The organism is Taklimakanibacter albus, from assembly GCF_016595235.1.
GTDB classification, from domain to species: Bacteria; Pseudomonadota; Alphaproteobacteria; order Rhizobiales; family Aestuariivirgaceae; genus Taklimakanibacter; species Taklimakanibacter albus.
Genome location: NZ_JAENHL010000008.1, coordinates 1853045 through 1871839, shown reverse-complemented (window position 1 = coordinate 1871839; position 18795 = coordinate 1853045). Strand labels below are relative to the sequence as shown.

Here is an 18795-nt window from a genome sequence, read left to right as displayed (position 1 = left end):
TCGCGCCGTCTGTGGATGGCCGGAAAATCGGCCAAATATCAGTCTGTTACTTGATCGCCTTCACGCGCTTGGCGAGGCGGGACACCTTGCGGGACGCGGCGTTCTTATGCAGCACGCCCTTCTGGGCGCCGCGCATGAGTTCCGGCTCGGCCGCCTTGAGGGCGGCTTCTGCGACGGACTTGTTGCCGGACGCGATTGCCTCTTCGACTTTACGTACCGAGGTGCGCACGCGGCTGGTGCGGTTCTTGTTGATGACGGCACGGCGAGCCGAAACGCGTGTCGCCTTTTTCGCCGAACTTGTGTTCGCCATGAATTGACTTCCTGAAGTTGAAACCGGTCGATTCGGTTCAATGCAATAATGCCGCTGCGCCGGAAGCGCGCGCGGCTGCCTATCCCCTTATCGGATGGGGGGGCTTATAATCGCCCGGGGTCAGCCCGTCAATTGCCGTGTCTTGCGGCTTTTAGGACCGCCGCCAGGGCGGAATGGAGGCCGGGATCGGCTTCCCGGGCCATCAGGCCCTCGAGACGGGCGATAAGGGCGTCCTGGTCCAGCTGCGCCAGCCTGGGCCGGATCACCGGATAGGAGACCGCCAGCGCCTGTGCCAGCATTATGAGCTTATCACTAGGGAAAGTATGGGCTTCGGCCAGCGTATCGAGCGTGCCGTGGAGCGTCGTGGCGATGGCGCTGCCGCAGCAGGCTTGCGCCTCGTCGATGAGCGCCAGCCGGTCGATCAAGGCAAGCCGGAAGATCTGGATGTCGACGAGCTCGTTCTGGACGTCGTCGCCGAGCGCCACCGCATAGCCATAGCGGCTGCGGAATTCACCGGTCGCCGACAGGATCAGCAGAATCTGCTGGTGCTTCCGGGAGGCGCTTTCCGCTCCCGCCATCAGCTGGTCGATATTGCCGCGGTCGATCAGGCGGTCGAAGAAGGCTTCCGTCTTCGGATTGCCGCGCCGCGGCAAGGTGATCTTGCCGTTCTGGACCGCGAAAATCGCGGTAACATAATCATCCGGCGCCCAAGGGCCCTCGACGGGAAGCATTTGCGTATTGGCGACAGCGGGAGCGGCGAGGCCGGCGGAGGCCAGCACGATGGCGGCGATCCAGATGCGGAAGCGGGGCATGTCTCAACCTCTGCTCCGGCGTAATTTAGCGCATTTTCGCCGCCCATGCATCTAAAGCGTTGCGCTCGCCGATTGTCATAGCTATGGAAGCCGCCCCAATCTCCAGAGACAATCATGACCAGCGCCCCCGACGACATATCGATCGGCATCGATTTCGGCACGACCAATACGGTCATCGCGCTTGCGGGACCCGAAGGTGCCGCCGAAGCCTTGCACTTCACCCAGAATGGCGTCGTCCATCGCACGTACAATTCGGCTTTGTGCTTCTGGGAGGACCATCAGGGTGCCGGCACCCAATTGCGCATGGAAGGCGGGCCCTGGGCGGTCGAGCAGTTCCTCGTCGGGTCGGCGGCGCATCGCTTCATCCAGTCCTTCAAGACCTTCGCGGCGAGCCCTTCCTTCGCGCAGACCCGCATCTTCCGGCAGAATTTCCGCTTCGAGGATCTGCTCAGCGCTTTTCTGCGCAGCCTCCTGCGCCATGCCGACCGTCCGCTGTCGTTCGATGCCGGCAAGATCGTCATCGGCCGTCCGGTGCGCTTCGCCGGCGCCAGCCCCGACGAGGCCCTGGCGATGAAGCGCTACCGCACCTCCTTCGGCCGGCTCGGCGTCGAGCACGGACATTATGTCTATGAGCCGGTGGGGGCGGCCTTCTTCTATGCCCGCCAGATCAAGGAGGACGCGACCATCCTGGTCGCCGATTTCGGCGGCGGCACCAGCGACTTCTCGGTGATGCGCTTCGAGCGCCATGATGGCCGCATCCAGGCGACGCCGCTCGGCCATAGCGGCATCGGCATCGCCGGCGACGCTTTCGACTACCGCATCATCGATCGCGTCGTCTCGCCCCGCCTCGGCAAGGGCTCGGACTATGTCTCCTTCGGCAAAAGGCTCGCCATCCCCAATGGCTATTACGCCAATTTCGCGCGCTGGAACCAGCTGGCGATGATGAAGTCGAATGGCGATCTGAAGGAGCTCATCGAGCTCGAACGCTCCGCCGTCGACCCGGCAGCGCTCCAGAAGCTCATCGACATCGTGGAAAACGATCTGGGCTTTGCTCTGTATCGTTCGGTCTCCGCCGCCAAGGTAGCGCTGTCATCGGCCGACCAGGCGGATTTCCGCTTCCGGCAGGACGGGATCGACATCGAGGAGACGATCGCGCGCGCCGATTTCGAGGACTGGATCGCCGATGACGTCGCGCGCATCGCCGAGACGGTGGACGAGGCCCTGGCCAAGGCCGGGCTCGGCGCACATGAGATCGACAAGGTCTTCTTGACCGGCGGCTCGTCTTTCATTCCGGCGATCTGGAGGGTCTTCGGCGAACGCTTCGGCGAAGACCGGCTGATGACCGGCGATCAATTCGAGTCTATTGCCTATGGCCTGGCGCTGATCGGGCGCGCCGAGCGGCCCGAGGATTGGGCGATGCGGAACTAAAGCATCGACCCGAAAAGTACGACGCGGTTTTCGGACAAGCCGATGCGCAAAGAGGAGACTCGGCAAGGGGAGGCCTGATGCTCGACGGCGATGTGAGCCTGCTGCACTACGCCCTGGTGGCGCTGGCCGCTTTCATCGCCGCCATCATCGGCGGGGTCACCGGCTACGGCACTGGCCTGCTGCTGCCGCCGGTATTGGTGCCGATCATCGGGCCGCAGGCGGTGGTGCCGGTGATCGCAGTCGCCGCCTTGATGACCAATTCGAGCCGGCTCGTCGCCTTCCGCACCTCTTTCGACGCACCGCGGGCACTTCTCATCACACTCTGCGCGGTGCCCTTCTGTTTCATCGGCGCTTATCTCTACACGCTTCTGTCGGGCGGCCACGTCGCCATGCTGATCGGTTTCGTGCTGATCCTTCTAGTGCCGGTGCGCCGCATCCTCACCCGCTTGCGCGGGCATCTGCCGAATAAGGGTGTCGCCGCGGCGGGGGCCGCTTATGGCTTGCTCGTCGGCGGCACCACCGGCTCGGGCGTCGTGCTGCTGTCGATCCTGCTGGCGGCGGGTCTCCAGGGGCCGGCGGTGATCGCCACCGACGCCGGCATCTCGATCGTCATCGGCGCCGTCAAGACACTGGTCTTCCAGTCGGCCGGCATGCTGTCGCTGTCCTCCTGGATCATGGCCGCGGTGATCGGTGTTGCGGCGCTGCCCGGCGCCTTCATCGCCAAACGCCTGACACATCGTCTCTCGCTCAAGGCGCATACCGCGATCCTCGACGCCGTGGTGATTGTCGGCGGCGCGATCCTGATCGTGCAGGGCTTTAGCGGTTCTTGAAAGCCGGTTTGCGCTTCTCGACGAAGGCGGTCATGCCTTCCTTCTGATCCTCGCTGGCGAACATCGCGTGGAACAGGCGGCGCTCGAAGCGGATGCCTTCGGCGAGTGTCGTCTCGAACGCGCGGTTGACCGATTCCTTGGCCATCATGGCGATGGGCTGCGAGAAGGAGGCGATCTTCTTCGCCGCGGCGAGCGCTTCCTCGACCAGCTTGTCGGCCGGCACGACGCGTGAGACGAGGCCGCAACGTTCTGCTTCCGCAGCGTCCATCATGCGCGCGGTCAGCACCATGTCCATCGCCTTCGACTTGCCGATATAACGGGTGAGGCGCTGGGTGCCGCCGGCACCCGGCATGACTCCCAGTTGGATTTCGGGTTGCCCGAATTTCGCCGTGTCGGCGGCGATGATGAAGTCGCACATCAAAGCGAGCTCGCAGCCGCCGCCGAGCGCGAAGCCCGCCACCGCGGCGATGACCGGCTTGCGCTGGTCCGCGACCTTGTCCCAGGCGGAGAGGAAGTCGCCGAGATAGGCTTCCATATAGGATTTGGACGCCATCTCCTTGATGTCGGCGCCGGCGGCGAAAGCCTTCTCGCTGCCGGTGATGACGATGGCGCCGATCTTCTCATCCTTGTCGAATTGCGCGAGCGCCTGGCCGAGCTCGGCGACGAGCGTCGCATTCAGCGCATTGAGCGCCTGCGGCCGGTTGAGCCGGATGAGGCCCACCGCATCATGGGTTTCGACAAGGATGGTTTCATAGGTCATGGCAAGTCTCTCGGAAGAATACGAATTTCGTATGGGAGAGATAGGCTATTTCTGGCACTTGGGACAATAGAAGGTGGAACGGCCCGATTGCACGATCCGTTTGACGGTGCCGCCGCAGCCGCGTTTGCGGCATTTCTCGCCTTCCCGGTCATAGACGGCGAAGACCTGCTGGAACGAGCCCTTGTCGCCTTGCGGATGGACGAAATCGCGTAAAGTGGAACCGCCGGCGGCGATCGCCTCGGTCAGCACGGCGCGGATATGGCGCGCGAGATCCTCGAGGCGCGGATCATAGCCGCTCTTCTTGACCAGGCTTCCGGCCTTGCGCTTGGGTGACAGGCCGGCGCGGTGCAGCGCCTCGCAGACATAGATATTGCCGAGGCCGGCGATGAGCGTCTGATCGAGCAGCCCCGCCTTGAGCGGCGCTTTTTTGCCGCGAAATCCTTCCGCGAGATAGACAGCGCCGAATTCATTGCCGAGCGGCTCGATGCCGATCTGGGCGAGAAGCTTATGGGTGCCGAGACCTTCCTCGGCGACGAGATCCATGAGGCCGAAACGGCGCGGATCGGTATAGACGATGCGCAGGCCGTCGGCGCGGGTAAAGACGACATGGTCATGCGGGCCCTTGCCGCTGTCGGGCGTCGCCGCCTCGTCATAGAACTCGCCGAGCCCCGTCATGCGGCCGCGGACGTCGATGATGGTGAAGCGGCCCGACATGCCGAGATGCAGGATCAGCACCTCGCCGCCATCGAGAAAAGCCAGGATGTATTTCGCCCGCCGCTGCAGGCGCAGCACCAGCCGTCCCTCAATGCGTTTGGCGAAGCCGGGCGGGAAGGGGAAACGCAAATTGCTGCGGGCGAGCGTCACTTGCGTGATGCGCTGCCCGGTCAGCACCGTTTCGAGGCCGCGCATCACGGTTTCGACTTCTGGAAGTTCCGGCATGGCGGGGTCAGATCCGTTCGAACGAAAACGATCCTTTCCTAATAGCCGTTCGCGACGGTGAGTGTCAGTAGGGGATCAGGCCAGGGCCGTCAGGATCCGATGCGCCGCCTCTACCCGCACCGGATTGGGATAGTTCCGGTTCGCCAGCATCACGATGCCTGTGGCCTTGGCGGGAATGAAGACGGCATAGGCGCCGAAGCCATTGGTGGAGCCGGTCTTGTTGAAGAGCCTGTCGGGTCCAGGCGCCAAGGGCGGGTCGAGCTTTTCCGCCGGATTGGCCTTGAAGGCCATGTCGCGGGAATTGCCGTCGAGAAGGCGCGCGCGGCTGATCGGCCAAGGATAGCTTTCCCAGCCGAGCCCTTGCGTCATCGGGCCGACCCGGTAGTAGCCCTTATGTGTCGCGGTGACGGCGCGCCGGAAAGTTTCATCGAGCCCGGCACTGTCGATATTGGCTTCGAGGAAAGCGAGCATGTCCGCGGAGGTCGTCTTCACACCATAGGCTTGCGCGTCGAGGACGCCCGGCGTCACCCTGACCGGCTTGCCGCTTTTCGAAGTGCCATAGGCATAGCGGCCCATCTGGTCCTCAGGGACACGGATATAGCTGCGCTTCAGGCCAAGCGCTGGAAAGATCCTGCCTTCCATCACTTTATCGAAGGGCTCGTTCAGGCTTCTGGCGGCGAGATAGCCGAAAAGTCCGATGCTCGGATTGGAATAGCGCCGATAGGAACCGGCGGGAAAAGCCGGCTGCCAGTTCTTGAAATAGGCGATCATCTTGTCCTGGTCGGTGACCTCGTCGGGAAACTGCAAGGGCAGGCCGCCCGCGGTGTAGGTGCCGAGATCGAGCACGCGGATGCGCTCGAAACTCGAGCCTGAAAGGGCCGGGAAATATTTGCTCGCGGGATCCGAGAGCGAGAAGGCGCCTTTGGCGAGCGCATAACCGCCAAGTGTTGCAGTGAAGGTTTTGCTGATCGAGCCGATCTCGAACAACGTGTCCTCGGAGACTTTCGCGCCGCTTTCTTTCGAGGCGATGCCGAAATTGAAGAAGTGACGCGCACCCTTGAGCGTGAGGCCAACCGCCATGCCCGGCACATCGTGTTTCTTCATGACCGGCCGGATCGCCTGAGCGACGATGCGCTCGAGATCGCCGCTCGCTTGGGCGGCATGGCCTGGCCGCGCAAAGGCGGCGAGAGTCGGGATGGCAAGCAATCCGGCAAGCGCCTGCCGGCGTGACAAATACATCGTCATTCTGTCTTCCATGTCCATTGAGGTCTGAGGGAAGCGCCGCGCGCCGCCGCAGGATCATGCGTGCTTCGGGCCGGACTATGACGAGGCCGCTTGCCCTAGACAAATGATCAATTCTGGACTCAGACATGAGAAAAATATGGGCTAAAGCGCTTCCCGCCAAAGTTGCCCGACTTTGGCGATAAGGAAGCGCTCAACAAAAGAGAATCCATGGATATTTCGCAACTGCCGCTCAATGCGCTGCGCGCCTTCGAAGCCTCGGCGCGCCATACGAGCTTCACCCGCGCCGGGCTCGAATTGCGCGTCACCCAGACGGCGATCAGCCATCAGGTCAAGGCGCTGGAGGATGCCCTTAACGTCATTTTGTTCAAGCGCCTGCCGCGCGGGCTCACCCTCACTGATGAGGGCCATGCGCTGCTTCCGGTTCTGACCGACGCGTTCCAGCGCATGAGCGCCACGCTGAGCCAGTTCGAGGAGGGGAATTTCCATGAAATCCTCACCGTCGGCATGGTCGGCACTTTCGCCATCGGCTGGCTGCTGCCGCGCCTCGCCTCGTTCAAGGCGGCGCATCCCCATATCGACCTGCGCCTCAAGACCAACAACAATCGCTCCGACATTCTCATCGACGGTCTCGATTTCTTCATCCGCTTCGGCGACGGCGCCTGGCACGGGACGGAGGCCATCCATCTCATGGACGCGCCTTTGTCGCCGGTCTGCGCCCCGGACTTGCGGGAAAGGTTGCGCCGGCCGGCGGATCTGGCCGGGGTCGAGCTGCTGCGCTCCTACCGCATCGATGAATGGCCCATGTGGTTCAAGGCGGCGGGGGTCACAGCCCCCAATCTGCGCGGCTGGATGTTCGATTCGTCCCTGACCCTGGTCGAGGCGGCGGCGCGGGGCGTCGGGGTGGCGCTGGTGCCCGTCGCCATGTTCGGCCAGGAACTCCAGGCGGGGCGGATCGTCCAGCCTTTCCCGATCACGATCGCGACGGGTGGCTACTGGCTGACGAGGCTCAAGACCAGGGCCGAAACCGCCGCCATGTCGGCCTTCCGCCACTGGCTTCTGGCCGAAATCGAGGGCGCGCGCCAAGCCATGGCGCGGTAAGCGAAATTGTCGCCCGCCATGGCATTTGGGGCCGGCCTGTTCTATGGTCCGCCGCCATGACAGAGCCCCAGAAAGAAACCGCGCCTTTCGGCTTTCGCGAGGTCGCGGAAGGTGAAAAACAAGGCCTCGTGAACGAGGTCTTCTCGAAGGTCGCCTTCCGTTACGACCAGATGAACGACCTCATGTCGGCGGGTTTCCATCGCCTGTGGAAGGACGATTTCGTGACGCTGCTGTCGCCGCCCAGAAGCGGCCAGGGCTTCGAGGTGATCGATGTGGCGGGCGGCACCGGCGACATCGCCTTCCGGATCGCTCGCGCCGGCGGCGCCGGCACCCGCATCACCATTGCCGACATCTCGCCCGAAATGGTGGCGGAAGGGGCGAAGCGCGCCGAGGCCGAGGGGCTCCAGAGCCAGTGCCGCTTCAGCGTCGGCAATGCCGAGGCGCTGGCTTTTCCCGACAAGAGCTTCGATGCCTATACGATCGCCTTCGGCATCCGCAATGTCACCCATATCGACCGCGCGCTGAAGGAGGCCTATCGGGTGCTGAAGCCCGGCGGCAAATTCCAGTGCCTGGAATTCTCGCATGTCGACGTGCCGGGCCTCGCGTCGATCTATGACGCCTATTCCTTCACCGCCATTCCGGCCATCGGCAAGGTGGTGACGGGCGACGGCCAGCCCTATCGTTATCTCGTCGAAAGCATCCGCACCTTCCCCGATCAGGAGAAGTTCGAGACGATGATCCGTGAGGCGGGCTTCAGCCGCGCCGGCCATCGCTCGCTGTCGGGCGGCATCGTCGCCATCCATTGGGGTTGGCGCATCTGATGGCATTTTTCGGCCACGTCTTCCGTCTCGCCCGTGCCGGCTGGGTGCTCGCCCGCCATGACGCGTTTCCGCCGCCCGAGGATGCGGCGGCACTGCCGTTGCCGGCGCGTATCGGCTTGCGCCTGGCGAAGCTCGTCGCGGGCAAATCGCATGGCAATGGCAAACTGAGCGCGGCGCTTGCCGAATTGGGGCCGAGCTATGTGAAGCTCGGCCAGTTTCTGGCGACCAGGCCCGACATGGTGGGACCGGCGCGTGCCGCCGAATTGCGGTCCTTGCAGGATCGCTTGCCGCCTTTCGATATGGCGACGGCGCGCCAGGTGGTCCAAGCCAATCTCGGCCGCGACACCGATGAGCTCTTCGCCGAATTCGGCCCGCCTGTTGCCGCCGCCTCGATCGCACAGGTGCATCGTGCGCGGACGCGCGAAGGCCGCGATGTCGCGGTGAAGATTTTGCGACCCGGAATCGAGCAGCGTTTCGCCCGCGATCTTTCCGACTTCTTTTTCGCCGCGCGGATGATCGAACGGATGAGCGCCGTGGCGCGCCGCCTGCGCCCGGTCGATGCGACGGAGACCCTGGCGCAATCGGTCAAGCTCGAGATGGATCTGCGCATGGAAGCCGCGGCCATGAAGGAGATGGCCGGCAATGTCGCCGATGATCCGGGCTTCCGTGTGCCGCAGGTCGAATGGGCCTTCACCGCCAGGCAGGTGCTGACCACCGACTGGATCGACGGCACGCCGCTGTCGGATCTGGCGGCGCTCAAGGCCACGGGCCTCGATCTCGACCGTCTCGCCGACACGGTGATCCAGAGTTTTCTCCGCCATGCCATTCGCGATGGCTTCTTCCATGCCGACATGCATCAGGGCAATCTCTTCGCCGATCCGAGCGGCAATCTGATCGCCGTCGATTTCGGCATCATGGGCAGGCTCACACCGAAGGAGCGCCTGTTCCTCGCCGAGATCCTCTATGGCTTCATCCGCCGCGATTATGCGCGCGTGGCGCAAGTGCATTTCGATGCGGGTTACGTGCCGCAGCATCAGGACCCGGCGGTCTTCGCGCAGGCCCTGCGCGCCATCGGCGAGCCGATCATGGACCGCCCGGCGCATGAAATCTCGATGGCGCGGTTGCTGACCCAGCTCTTCGAGGTGACCGGCCAGTTCGACATGGCGACACAGCCGCAATTGCTGCTGCTGCAGAAAACCATGGTGGTGGTCGAGGGCGTTGCGCGTATGCTGAACCCCCATTTCAACATGTGGGTCGCGGCGGAACCGGTGGTGCGCGAATGGATCGAGAAGAAGCTCGGACCCTTGGGCCAGATCGAAGGGGCGGCGGAAGGTGCCGCCTCGCTCGGCCGTCTCTTTACCGCCTTGCCAGAAATGCTGGGCCGGGCCCAGGCCGCCACAACGATGCTGGCCGACATGGCGAATGCCGGCGGCATCAGGCTCGACAAGGCGACGACCGAAGCGCTCGCCGCCGCCCAGGCCCGCCATTCGCGCGCGGGCCGCTATGCGCTCGTCGCAGGGGCGGCAGCCTTGATCGCCATCGCTGTGAACCTGATCTTTTGAACTGCACCTCCGGCCTCTTAGATAATGGCATGATCACATGATGACCAATCTCTCCGGCAGAAGCGTTCTCCTCATCATCGGCGGTGGCATCGCCGCCTATAAGAGCCTCGAGCTCATCAGGCTCCTGAAGCAGCGCCAGGCCAAGGTCACGGCGATCATGACCAAGGCGGCGGAGCAGTTCGTGACAGGGCTTTCGGTGGCGAGCCTCACCGGCGAAAAGGTCTATACCGATCTCTTCAGCCTCACCGACGAGGTCGAGATGGGGCATATCGAATTGTCGCGCTCGGCCGATCTTCTGGTGGTGGCGCCGGCGAGCGCCGATCTCATGGCCAAGATGGCGCAAGGCCTCGCCAATGATCTCGCCTCGACGACTCTGCTGGCGACCGACAAGAAGATCCTCATCGCGCCGGCGATGAATGTGCGCATGTGGCAGCACCCGGCGACGGCGCGCAATCTGGCGACACTCAAGGCCGATGATGTGCGTGTGGTCGGCCCCAATGACGGCGAGATGGCCTGCGGCGAATATGGACCTGGCCGCATGGCCGAGCCGGTCGAGATTCTGGCCGCCATCCAGGGGCATTTCGCCGGCGGCGTGCTGCCGCTGGCGAGCGGGGCCTCGAACCGTCCTTTGACGGGCCGCAAGGTTCTGATCACCGCCGGTCCCACCCATGAACCGATCGATCCGGTGCGTTATATCGCCAACCGTTCTTCCGGCAAGCAGGGTTATGCGCTGGCGCAAGCCGCTGTGGCGCTCGGTGCCGAGACGATCCTCGTATCAGGGCCGGTGAATCTGCCCATCCCGCCCGGCGCCCAGATGATGCCGATCGAGACGGCGGCCGAGATGCTGAAGCTCGTCGAGGCGGAGCTGCCCGTCGATATCGCGATCTTCGCCGCCGCCGTCGCCGACTGGCGCGTCGCCACGGCGGCCGATCAGAAGATCAAGAAGGGCACGAACGGCCTGCCCGAGCTCAAGCTCGCCGAAAATCCCGATATCCTGAAGACGGTGGCGACCGCCAAATCGAAGCGACCGAAGCTGGTCGTCGGTTTCGCCGCCGAGACGCAGAATGTCATCGACAATGCCAAGGCCAAGCTCGCCAAGAAGGGCTGCGACCTCATCGTCGCCAATGACGTGAGCGCCGACAGCGGCGTCATGGGCGGCAATCGCAACAGGGTGCATCTGGTCTCCGCCGATGGCGTCGAAAGCTGGCCCGAGCTCGACAAGAGCGAGGTGGCCCGCCGCCTGATGGAAGATTTCGCCCGCCGTATCGGAGCTTTGACATGACCGACGTGAAAATCCTGAGACTCCCGAATGGCGAAGGCCTGCCCTTGCCCGCTTATGAAAGCGAGCATGCCGCCGGCATGGACCTGCGCGCCGCCGAGGATGCTATTCTGCCGCCGGCCGGGCGCGCTTTGGTGGCGACCGGTTTCGCCATCGCGTTGCCGCATGGTTTCGAGGCGCAAGTCCGGCCACGCTCCGGCCTTGCCGCCAAACATGGCGTCACCGTGCTCAATGCGCCGGGCACCATCGATGCCGATTATCGGGGCGAGGTGAAAGTCATCCTGATCAATCACGGCGCGGACGCCTTCGCCATCAAACGCGGCGACCGCATCGCCCAGATGATCGTGTCGCCGGTCACGCGGGTGACGCTCGCCGAGGCGGCGAGCCTTTCGGACACGGCACGCGGCTCGGGTGGTTTTGGATCGACGGGACGTGGATAATGAAACTCTCGCCTGAAGAGCTCGAACGCTACGCCCGGCACATTGTGCTGCAGGAAGTGGGCGGGCCCGGCCAGGCGAAGCTGAAAGGCGCCAAGGTGCTCGTCGTCGGCGCGGGCGGCCTGGGCGCCCCGGTGCTGCTTTATCTCGCCGCCGCCGGCATCGGCACGCTGGGTGTCGTCGATGACGATGACGTGTCGCTCTCCAATCTGCAGCGTCAGATCATCCATGCGTCGTCGCGCATCGGCAGGCCCAAGACCGACAGCGCCGCGCAGACGCTCAACGATCTCAATCCGCATGTGAATGTGATCGGCCACAAGACGCGCCTCACCGCCGCGAACGCGCTCGACATCATCGGGCGATATGACATCGTCGCCGACGGCTCCGACAATTTCCCGACCCGCTTCCTGGTGAGCGATGCCTGCTATCTGGCGAAGAAGACGCTGGTCGCCGCCGCGGTCGGTCAGTTCGATGGCCAGCTCTCGACCTTCAAGCCGCATCTGAAGGACGCTCAAGGTGTGCCTTATCCGACCTATCGCTGCCTGCATCCGGAAGCGCCGCCGCCGGGTCTGGTGCCCGCTTGCGAGGAGGCAGGTATCGTCGGCGCGCTCACCGGCATCATCGGCTCGATCCAGGCGATGGAAGTGATGAAGGAGATTGTTGGGATGGGCGACAGCCTGGCCGGCCGGCTCTTTATGTATGACGCTTTGTCGGTGCGCTCTTATGTGACGACGCTGCCGTGGAACCCCGACAATCCGCTCAATGGGCGGAATGCGACGATCAAGGATCTGTCGTCGCACGCCTGAGCAAGTAGCGCAACTTATTGAAAAGATAGATGATTTCGCCGGCGAAGATGCGTTCGTGTGTAGAGCGAGTTGTTCTAAGCCGACATATCGCCTATATTACCGGTAAATGGATTGGGGTTCGTCCCGGTCGGCGCTGTGGCCTCAGGAAACTGGGGCCCTTCGCTTTTAAGGAAACACCTTCAGGCCGTATAGCGGCCCGGCCCACGGATTGCTCTTAGGTCCATTCCAGATTTTGGGTGCGATCCGATCGAAGGCTCGATTCTTTTGCTGCGGTCTAAGTATGCTCAGGCCTATTGGTCGCGCCAACAAATCAGCGAGTTGAAGTCCTGTCGAGTTGGCCTGCTTTGAGGCAAAATTTATCTCGAAGCAGGGCATTGCGCCATTTGGACTCTGCAACGGGTGCCGCCCCTGGACAATTCTCCGGAAGTGCAGCTCAAGCTCCATATCTTCCTTTCCAAAACCTCCTTTTTCCCTCGGGCTTCGGGCCTCGCAAATCAAATGTACGCGTTTCGCGTGCTCTCCATGCTCTTTCAGAAATTCGTGAGCTTTCTCAAGACAGAACAACAGCGCCAGATTGTAGGGATGTTCGGGGAATTTGTAGCGCCGCTTCAATTCCTCTTTCCGGATGACGGCGGTGAAGAGCGTCATGGGAGCCTGATCAAGCAGACTATCAAGGTCTGTCATGAATTCGTCGCGCTTGTCATCGAACTGGAGGAAGCCGAACGGCTTCCTTTTCCGCACGATGTCGTTCTCGTGAAACACGACCAAGTCGTGCCCAAACCATTTGAATTTCAGGCGCTGCATGGACGGGACGATCTTGTCCACATAGTCGCTCTTTCTGAAGGCGCAGAGGGTGAGGACAAATATCGGGTATGTTTGGTCTATCGATGTGAGGCTATGGTCGCCACTCTCGTCTAGATAGATAATGAAATCACTGTCTTCCATGTCAGATATCCTGACATAGCGGAAGTGCAACGACCAGCGCCTTCCGGTCGAGGAAGCTCAGTTCATTCTCAAATGATGCTCAGACTTACCCTGCCGCTCTGGCGACGCCGACCATGGCCGGGCGCAGCACGCGGTCGCCGATCTTGAAGCCGGCCTGCATCACTTGCACGACGGTGCCGGGGGCGGCGTCATTGGTCGGCACTTCGAACACCGCCTGATGATAATGCGGATCGAACTTCTCGCCCATCGGAAAGACGCGGGTAATGCCATGGCGCTCGAACACCTTGAGCAGCTCGCGATTGGTCATCTCGACGCCGGCGACGAGATTCTTGACCGGCTCGGTCGCCTCTTTGAGATGATCGGCTTCGGCGGTGGCAAGCGCGCGGTCCATATTGTCGCTGACGCTCAAGATGTCGCGGGCGAAATTGCTGGCTGCATAAAGCGTGGCTTCCGCCTTCTCGCGCTCCATGCGTTTGCGCAGATTGTCCATCTCGGCGAAGGTGCGCAGCAGCTGGTCCTTGAGCTTGCCGGCTTCTTCTTTGAGACCCGTGATTTCGGCCTCGCGCGGATCGGCCTCCATATCGAGGGTCACGGGCTCGGCTTCCGGAATGTCCGTTGCCGGGATCTCTTCAGCCATGGTGTCTTTGCTCGTTTTAGCAGTCATAACGATCCTGGATTATCGATCGATGGATTGGGTTTCGGGCTCGGATATCAGGGTTCGGGCCGGAAAAATCAAGTCTTTCGGGTCAACTGACACAAGCCGACCCTAAGCCGCCCTAGGGTAGGGCAGATGTCCAGTTTGGGGAGAAACCTATGTCAGAGCCTATCCGTCTCTATTCCGGCCCGTTGAGCATGTTCGGCGCCAAGACCGAGATCGCCGCTTTGGAAAAGGGCCTCGCCGTCGATCTGGTCATGGTGCCTTTCGACATGGCGAAGCTCTATCAGCCGAAACATCCCGAGGTGCAGCGCATCAATCCCAAGGCCCAGGTTCCGGTGCTCGTCCAGGGGGACGTGGAAATCTTCGATTCGACCCAGATTTTCGAGTATTTCGAGGATCTGAAGCCGGAGCCGGCTTTGTGGCCGAAAGTGCCCGGTTCCCGCGCCAAAGCCCGCCTCCTCGAGCTCAGATCGGACGAAGTCTTCTTCCCGCCGATCGTCCGGCTGATGGGCCTGCAGGACCGGCTGGACGACCCAGCGGCGGTGGCGGCGCAAGGAGCATCGGCGCGGTATTATGAGGAGATGGAGCGGCAATTGGGGATAAGCGAGTTCCTCGCCGGGGCCTTTTCCTATGCCGACATCGCCTTCTACATGGCGCAGCTTTTCGCCGCCCGGATGAGCGCGCCCATGACCGACGCCACACCGAAGCTCATCGCCTGGCGCGCCCGCATGTCGAGCCGCCCGGCGGTGCGCCAGGTCGCCGGCGCCATGGCGAGGTTCCTTTTGAGCCAGGGCCGGCCGCTGCCGGATTTCATGAAAGAGCTGGTGACTTAACCCAGGCGCTCGATATCGGGGAGGTCTGCGAGATCGACCCAGTCATGCCGGCGCGACTCGTAGACCGAGACACGTGGCGCCGGGAAGGTGGGATCGGCAAAGGCGCCGACCGCGACCGCATAGGCCTCCGGCACGCCGCTCAGTTCCCAATAGACGGTCGAGCCGCAATGCGGACAGAAATGGAAACTCACCGTGCCGCCGCTGTCGCCCTCGCGGGTGAAACGCGTGCTGTCGCCGGCGATGTGCCGCACATTTCCTTTCAGAAAACGCGCCTGCATGCCGAAGACGCTGCCGGTGCGCTTCTGGCAGGCGAGGCAATGGCAGATCGAAATGCGGATGGGCTCGCCGCGGCAGGCGATGCGCAACTTCCCGCAGGCGCAGGAGGCCTCGCGCTCCAGCGTCACGTGATCAGGCGTCCGATGATACGCGCGGTGTAATCGACCATCGGGATGATGCGGGCATAATTCATCCGCGTCGGCCCGATGATGCCGAGCGCGCCGACGATCTTCTCCTCGCTGTTGCGATAGGGCGCGACGATGAGCGAGGAACCCGACATCGAGAAGAGCTTGTTTTCGGCGCCGATGAAGATGCGCACGCCTTCGCCGATCTCGGCCGAGCCCAGAAGCTGGATCAGCCCCTTCTTGTTCTCGAGATCGTCGAACAGGCGGCGGATGCGCTCGAGATCGTCGAAGGCGGTGAGATTCTCGATGAGATTGCCCTGGCCCTTGACGATCAGCGTGCGGTCGTCCTCCTCGGCATTGCCCGACCAGGTGGCGACGCCGTCGGCGACGACCTTGGCGGTGAGTTCATCGAGCTCGGTCTTGAGCGTCGCGATCTCGTCATGCATGTGGCGCTGCAATTCACCGATCGTCTTGCCCTGCATGCGGGCCGAGAGATAGTTCGACGCCTTGATGAGCGAGGAGGGCGGCAGGCCGGGCGGCAGATCGATGGCGCGGTTCTCCACCGTGCCGTCCTCGGCGACCAGGATCACGAGGCCGCGGCCGGGCGACAGGCTGACGAATTCGATGTGCTTGAGCCGGGCATTGAGCTTCGGCGCCATCACCAGGCCGGCGCAATGCGACAGGCCCGAGAGGAGCGTCGTCGCCTCGCCCAGCACCTCCTCGATGCGGCGCGAGCGGTTGGCGCCGGTCATCTGCGCATCGATGCGGGCGCGCTCCTCGGGCGAGATCGAGCCCACTTCGAGCAGCGCATCGACGAAGAAGCGCAGGCCCGCATTGGTCGGCATGCGCCCGGCGCTGGTATGGGGCGAATAGATGAGGCCGGTCTCCTCGAGATCCATCATCACATTGCGCACCGAGGCCGGCGACAGGCTCGACGGCAGGATGCGCGAGATGGTGCGCGAGCCGACGGGCTCGCCGGTGTCGAGATAGGTCTCGACCAGGCGCCGGAAAATGTCGCGTGAGCGCTGGTCGAGCTGGGCCAGGCCCTGCAGGCGTTCATCGACCAGAGGTCTCTGCGAATGGATGCTCATGGGGATGACTGTAAAAACGAGACCCCCCGGGGTCAATGAAAGCAAAGGGCTTGCGTCCTCTTCTTTTACTGTTATGTTATAACATAACATTTATTGAAATGAGGGGAATGAATATGAAATCCTTGCGTCTCTTGGTTTTGGCCGGCGCCGGCCTTGCCATTTTCGCCGCCGGGGTCGCTTCGGCGGCCGAACAGGAGCATTGGCGGGTTTTCGTCGCCGACCACAGCGCTCCCACGGTACGTGCCGTTGACGTAAAGACCGGTTCTGTGCTGGCGACCGTGGGCGTGCAGGCGCCGGCCGCCCTCGAGGCCAGCAGAAGCGGCCGTACTGTCTTTGCCGTGCAATCCGACGCCGACCGCGTTTCGGCGATCGCCAGCGGCGTTGCGCTCGACGATCATGGCGATCACGGCGATCTCAAGCTGACGACGCCCTATCTGCTCAATGCCGTGTCGAAAGGTGCCAGGCCGGTCCATCTCGTCGAGCATGACGGCAAGATCGCGATCTTCCATGACGGCGATGGCAGCGTCGCCATCCTCGCCGAAGCGCAATTCGCCAAAGGCAAGCTCGCGCCGCACCGGCTGGTGACGGCGGCGCCGCATCACGGCGTGGCGGTGCCACTGGGCGACAAGGCGCTCGTCTCCATCCCCAATCCCAAGGATGCGGATGAATTGCCCATCGGCATGCGGCTCATCGATGAGCAGGGCAAGCCGGTCGCCGATTATGCCTGCCCCGATCTTCATGGCGAGGCATCCTCGGGGCCTCTGCTGGCGATCGCCTGCGCCACCGGCCTGCTCGTCGTCGATTCGCAGAAGGTGGAGCCGCGCATCACTTTCCTTCCCTATTCGTCGTCACTGCCCGAGGGCAAGGCGACGACGCTCCGTGGTGCCAAGTCGCTGCGCTATTTCATCGGCAATTACGGGCCGGAGGCGATTGTGCTTGTCGATCTCTCGGCGCCAGAGCCGTTCCGGCTGGTGAAGCTCCCCGCCCGCCGCGTCGATTTCACCATCGATCCCGAACATTCCGACCGCATCTATGTTTTCACCGAAGACGGCTTTTTGCATCGCATCGACGCGATCAAAGGCGAGATCGTCAAAAGCGCCAAGCTCACGCAGGCCTACAGCATGGATGGCCATTGGCGCGATCCGCGTCCGCGTCTCGCGGTGGCGGGCGAGGAGATCGTGGTGAGCGATCCCTTGGCCAGCACTTTGCGCGTCGTAAATCCCGAAACCCTGGCCGAGAGCCGTAGCATCGACATCGACGGCATGCCCTATGGGCTGGTGGCGCTCGGCGGTTCGGGCGAGATCCATTGAGGCGCGGCATGAAAGACACACGTATTCCCGTCACCGTGCTGTCGGGCTTTTTGGGCGCCGGCAAGACGACGCTGCTCAATCACATCCTCAATAACCGCCAGGGCCTCAAAGTGGCGGTGATCGTGAACGATATGAGCGAAGTGAATATCGATGCGGAATTGGTGCGCGCCGGCAACAGCCTGGCGCGCACCGAGGAGACATTGGTCGAGATGACCAATGGCTGCATCTGCTGCACCTTGCGCGACGATCTTCTGCAGGAAGTGCGCCGCCTCGCCGCCGGCGGGCAGTTCGATTATCTGCTGATCGAGGGCACCGGCATTGCCGAGCCGCTGCCGGTCGCCGCGACTTTTGCCTTTCGCGACGAGAACGGCCTGTCGCTGTCGGATGTCGCGCGCCTCGACACGATGGTGACCGTCGTCGACGCGGTGAACTTGCTCAGCGACTATGGCAGTTCCGATCGCCTTGGCGAGCGCGGTGAAACGGCGGGCGAGGGCGATGGACGCCTGCTGGTCGATCTCATCGTCGATCAGATCGAATTCGCCGATGTCGTGGTGATCAACAAGATCGCCGATGTCTCACCCGAAGACCGCGCACGGGTGCGCAAGATCGTGCGCGCGCTCAATGGCGATGCGCATGTGATCGAGACCAGCCATGGCCGCGTCGCGCCGGCCGAAATTCTCGCCACCGGGCGCTTCGATCATGCCAAGGCCGAGGAGCATCCTCTGTGGTTCAAGGAACTGTACGGCTTCGCGAGCCATAGTCCCGAGACCGAGGAATATGGCATATCGAGTTTCGTCTACCGGGCGCGGCGGCCGTTTCATCCGGGGCGCTTCAATGCGTTTCTCGAACGGACATGGAAGGGCCTGATCCGCGCCAAGGGCTTCTTCTGGCTGGCGACACGGCCCGATTGGGTCGGCGATATGAGCCTTGCCGGCGCGATCTGCCGTACCGAGGGTTTGGGTCTCTGGTGGGCGGCGGTGCCCGTCGAGCGCTGGCCCGACCATCCCGACTGGCAGCGCGAACTGGGCGCGAAATGGGCGGCGGGTTGGGGCGACCGCCGCCAGGAGCTGGTTTTTATCGGCGCCGATCTCGATGAAAAGGCGATGCGGGAGGCGCTCGATGAGTGCCTGGTCGGGCCGGAGCAGCCCTTGAATTTCGAGGCTGACGACTATCGGAAGCTCGCTGATCCCTTCCCCGAATGGCGGCGCGAAATGGCCTGAATCCATCTCT

At 63.0% G+C, this 18795-nt stretch carries 20 protein-coding genes; 11 read left to right on the top strand and 9 right to left on the bottom strand.

What is annotated here, in order from left to right:
- Positions 1–46 precede the first annotated feature (46 nt).
- Entirely contained in the window at positions 47–310 is a 264-nt protein-coding gene (gene rpsT / locus JHL16_RS31890) for a 30S ribosomal protein S20 (RefSeq protein WP_137854593.1), read from the bottom strand.
- Positions 311–438: 128 nt separating this feature from the next.
- Positions 439–1122 carry a hypothetical protein gene (locus JHL16_RS31885; protein ID WP_200188878.1) on the bottom strand — a complete coding sequence of 228 codons (684 nt, stop codon included), beginning with the start codon at positions 1120–1122 and terminating at the stop codon, positions 439–441.
- Between the two features lie 114 nt (positions 1123–1236).
- Between JHL16_RS31885 and JHL16_RS31880 the strand changes: the two genes are divergently transcribed.
- The gene (locus JHL16_RS31880; protein ID WP_200188877.1) at positions 1237–2550 is read left to right on the top strand and encodes an Hsp70 family protein; all 1314 of its coding nucleotides are present in this window, start codon (positions 1237–1239) and stop codon (positions 2548–2550) included.
- A 77-nt stretch (positions 2551–2627) separates the two neighbouring features.
- Positions 2628–3380, top strand: coding sequence for a sulfite exporter TauE/SafE family protein (locus JHL16_RS31875; RefSeq protein WP_200188876.1), 753 nt, complete (start codon positions 2628–2630; stop codon positions 3378–3380).
- On the opposite strand, the gene JHL16_RS31870 is transcribed toward JHL16_RS31875, so the two are convergent.
- The 3 genes from JHL16_RS31870 to ampC all read right to left on the bottom strand — a co-directional run bounded on the left by JHL16_RS31870 (position 3367) and on the right by ampC (position 6342).
- Positions 3367–4140: an enoyl-CoA hydratase gene (locus JHL16_RS31870; protein WP_200188875.1), complete on the bottom strand. Its 774-nt coding sequence runs from the start codon at positions 4138–4140 to the stop codon at positions 3367–3369. The two genes, JHL16_RS31875 and JHL16_RS31870, sit on opposite strands and share 14 nt — an antisense overlap.
- A 45-nt stretch (positions 4141–4185) precedes the next feature.
- A complete protein-coding gene (mutM, locus tag JHL16_RS31865; RefSeq protein ID WP_200188874.1) occupies positions 4186–5079 on the bottom strand; it encodes a bifunctional DNA-formamidopyrimidine glycosylase/DNA-(apurinic or apyrimidinic site) lyase in 894 nt (297 codons plus the stop codon).
- 75 nt (positions 5080–5154) lie between these two features.
- Positions 5155–6342 carry a class C beta-lactamase gene (gene ampC, locus JHL16_RS31860; protein ID WP_348647309.1) on the bottom strand — a complete coding sequence of 396 codons (1188 nt, stop codon included), beginning with the start codon at positions 6340–6342 and terminating at the stop codon, positions 5155–5157.
- A gap of 189 nt (positions 6343–6531) precedes the next feature.
- Here ampC and JHL16_RS31855 point away from each other — a divergent pair, with 189 nt between their 5' ends.
- The 6 genes from JHL16_RS31855 to JHL16_RS31830 are packed head-to-tail and all read left to right on the top strand — an operon-like array spanning position 6532 to position 12327.
- Complete coding sequence (locus JHL16_RS31855; RefSeq protein WP_200188872.1) at positions 6532–7422, top strand: LysR family transcriptional regulator; 891 nt, start codon at positions 6532–6534, stop codon at positions 7420–7422.
- A 56-nt stretch (positions 7423–7478) separates the two neighbouring features.
- Complete coding sequence (ubiE, locus tag JHL16_RS31850; RefSeq protein ID WP_200188871.1) at positions 7479–8243, top strand: bifunctional demethylmenaquinone methyltransferase/2-methoxy-6-polyprenyl-1,4-benzoquinol methylase UbiE; 765 nt, start codon at positions 7479–7481, stop codon at positions 8241–8243.
- Positions 8243–9805, top strand: coding sequence for a 2-polyprenylphenol 6-hydroxylase (gene ubiB, locus JHL16_RS31845; RefSeq protein ID WP_200188870.1), 1563 nt, complete (start codon positions 8243–8245; stop codon positions 9803–9805). Before ubiE ends, ubiB begins: the two co-directional genes overlap by 1 nt.
- Before the next feature lie 37 nt (positions 9806–9842).
- Complete coding sequence (gene coaBC, locus JHL16_RS31840; protein ID WP_420884579.1) at positions 9843–11087, top strand: bifunctional phosphopantothenoylcysteine decarboxylase/phosphopantothenate--cysteine ligase CoaBC; 1245 nt, start codon at positions 9843–9845, stop codon at positions 11085–11087.
- Positions 11084–11524 (top strand): dUTP diphosphatase, encoded by a 441-nt coding sequence (dut, locus tag JHL16_RS31835; RefSeq protein ID WP_200188869.1) that lies wholly within the window; start codon positions 11084–11086, stop codon positions 11522–11524. Before coaBC ends, dut begins: the two co-directional genes overlap by 4 nt.
- Positions 11524–12327 (top strand): HesA/MoeB/ThiF family protein, encoded by an 804-nt coding sequence (locus JHL16_RS31830; RefSeq protein ID WP_200188868.1) that lies wholly within the window; start codon positions 11524–11526, stop codon positions 12325–12327. The genes dut and JHL16_RS31830 overlap by 1 nt, the downstream gene beginning before the upstream one ends.
- Positions 12328–12492: 165 nt before the next feature.
- On the opposite strand, the gene JHL16_RS31825 is transcribed toward JHL16_RS31830, so the two are convergent.
- Positions 12493–13272, bottom strand: coding sequence for a DUF3800 domain-containing protein (locus tag JHL16_RS31825; RefSeq protein WP_200188867.1), 780 nt, complete (start codon positions 13270–13272; stop codon positions 12493–12495).
- 85 nt (positions 13273–13357) lie between these two features.
- Positions 13358–13909 (bottom strand): nucleotide exchange factor GrpE, encoded by a 552-nt coding sequence (grpE, locus tag JHL16_RS31820; RefSeq protein WP_246771227.1) that lies wholly within the window; start codon positions 13907–13909, stop codon positions 13358–13360.
- Positions 13910–14085: 176 nt separating this feature from the next.
- Here grpE and JHL16_RS31815 point away from each other — a divergent pair, with 176 nt between their 5' ends.
- Positions 14086–14763 carry a glutathione S-transferase family protein gene (locus JHL16_RS31815; RefSeq protein ID WP_200188865.1) on the top strand — a complete coding sequence of 226 codons (678 nt, stop codon included), beginning with the start codon at positions 14086–14088 and terminating at the stop codon, positions 14761–14763.
- Here the strand turns inward: JHL16_RS31815 and JHL16_RS31810 are convergent.
- Positions 14760–15167 (bottom strand): GFA family protein, encoded by a 408-nt coding sequence (locus JHL16_RS31810; RefSeq protein ID WP_348647308.1) that lies wholly within the window; start codon positions 15165–15167, stop codon positions 14760–14762. The genes JHL16_RS31815 and JHL16_RS31810 overlap by 4 nt on opposite strands.
- Entirely contained in the window at positions 15164–16255 is a 1092-nt protein-coding gene (gene hrcA / locus JHL16_RS31805) for a heat-inducible transcriptional repressor HrcA (RefSeq protein WP_200188864.1), read from the bottom strand. The genes JHL16_RS31810 and hrcA overlap by 4 nt, the downstream gene beginning before the upstream one ends.
- A gap of 113 nt (positions 16256–16368) precedes the next feature.
- On the opposite strand from hrcA, the gene JHL16_RS31800 reads away from it, so the two are divergent.
- Positions 16369–17565, top strand: coding sequence for a metallochaperone AztD (locus tag JHL16_RS31800; RefSeq protein ID WP_246771226.1), 1197 nt, complete (start codon positions 16369–16371; stop codon positions 17563–17565).
- Between the two features lie 8 nt (positions 17566–17573).
- Positions 17574–18785, top strand: coding sequence for a GTP-binding protein (locus tag JHL16_RS31795; RefSeq protein WP_200188862.1), 1212 nt, complete (start codon positions 17574–17576; stop codon positions 18783–18785).
- Positions 18786–18795 lie beyond the last annotated feature (10 nt).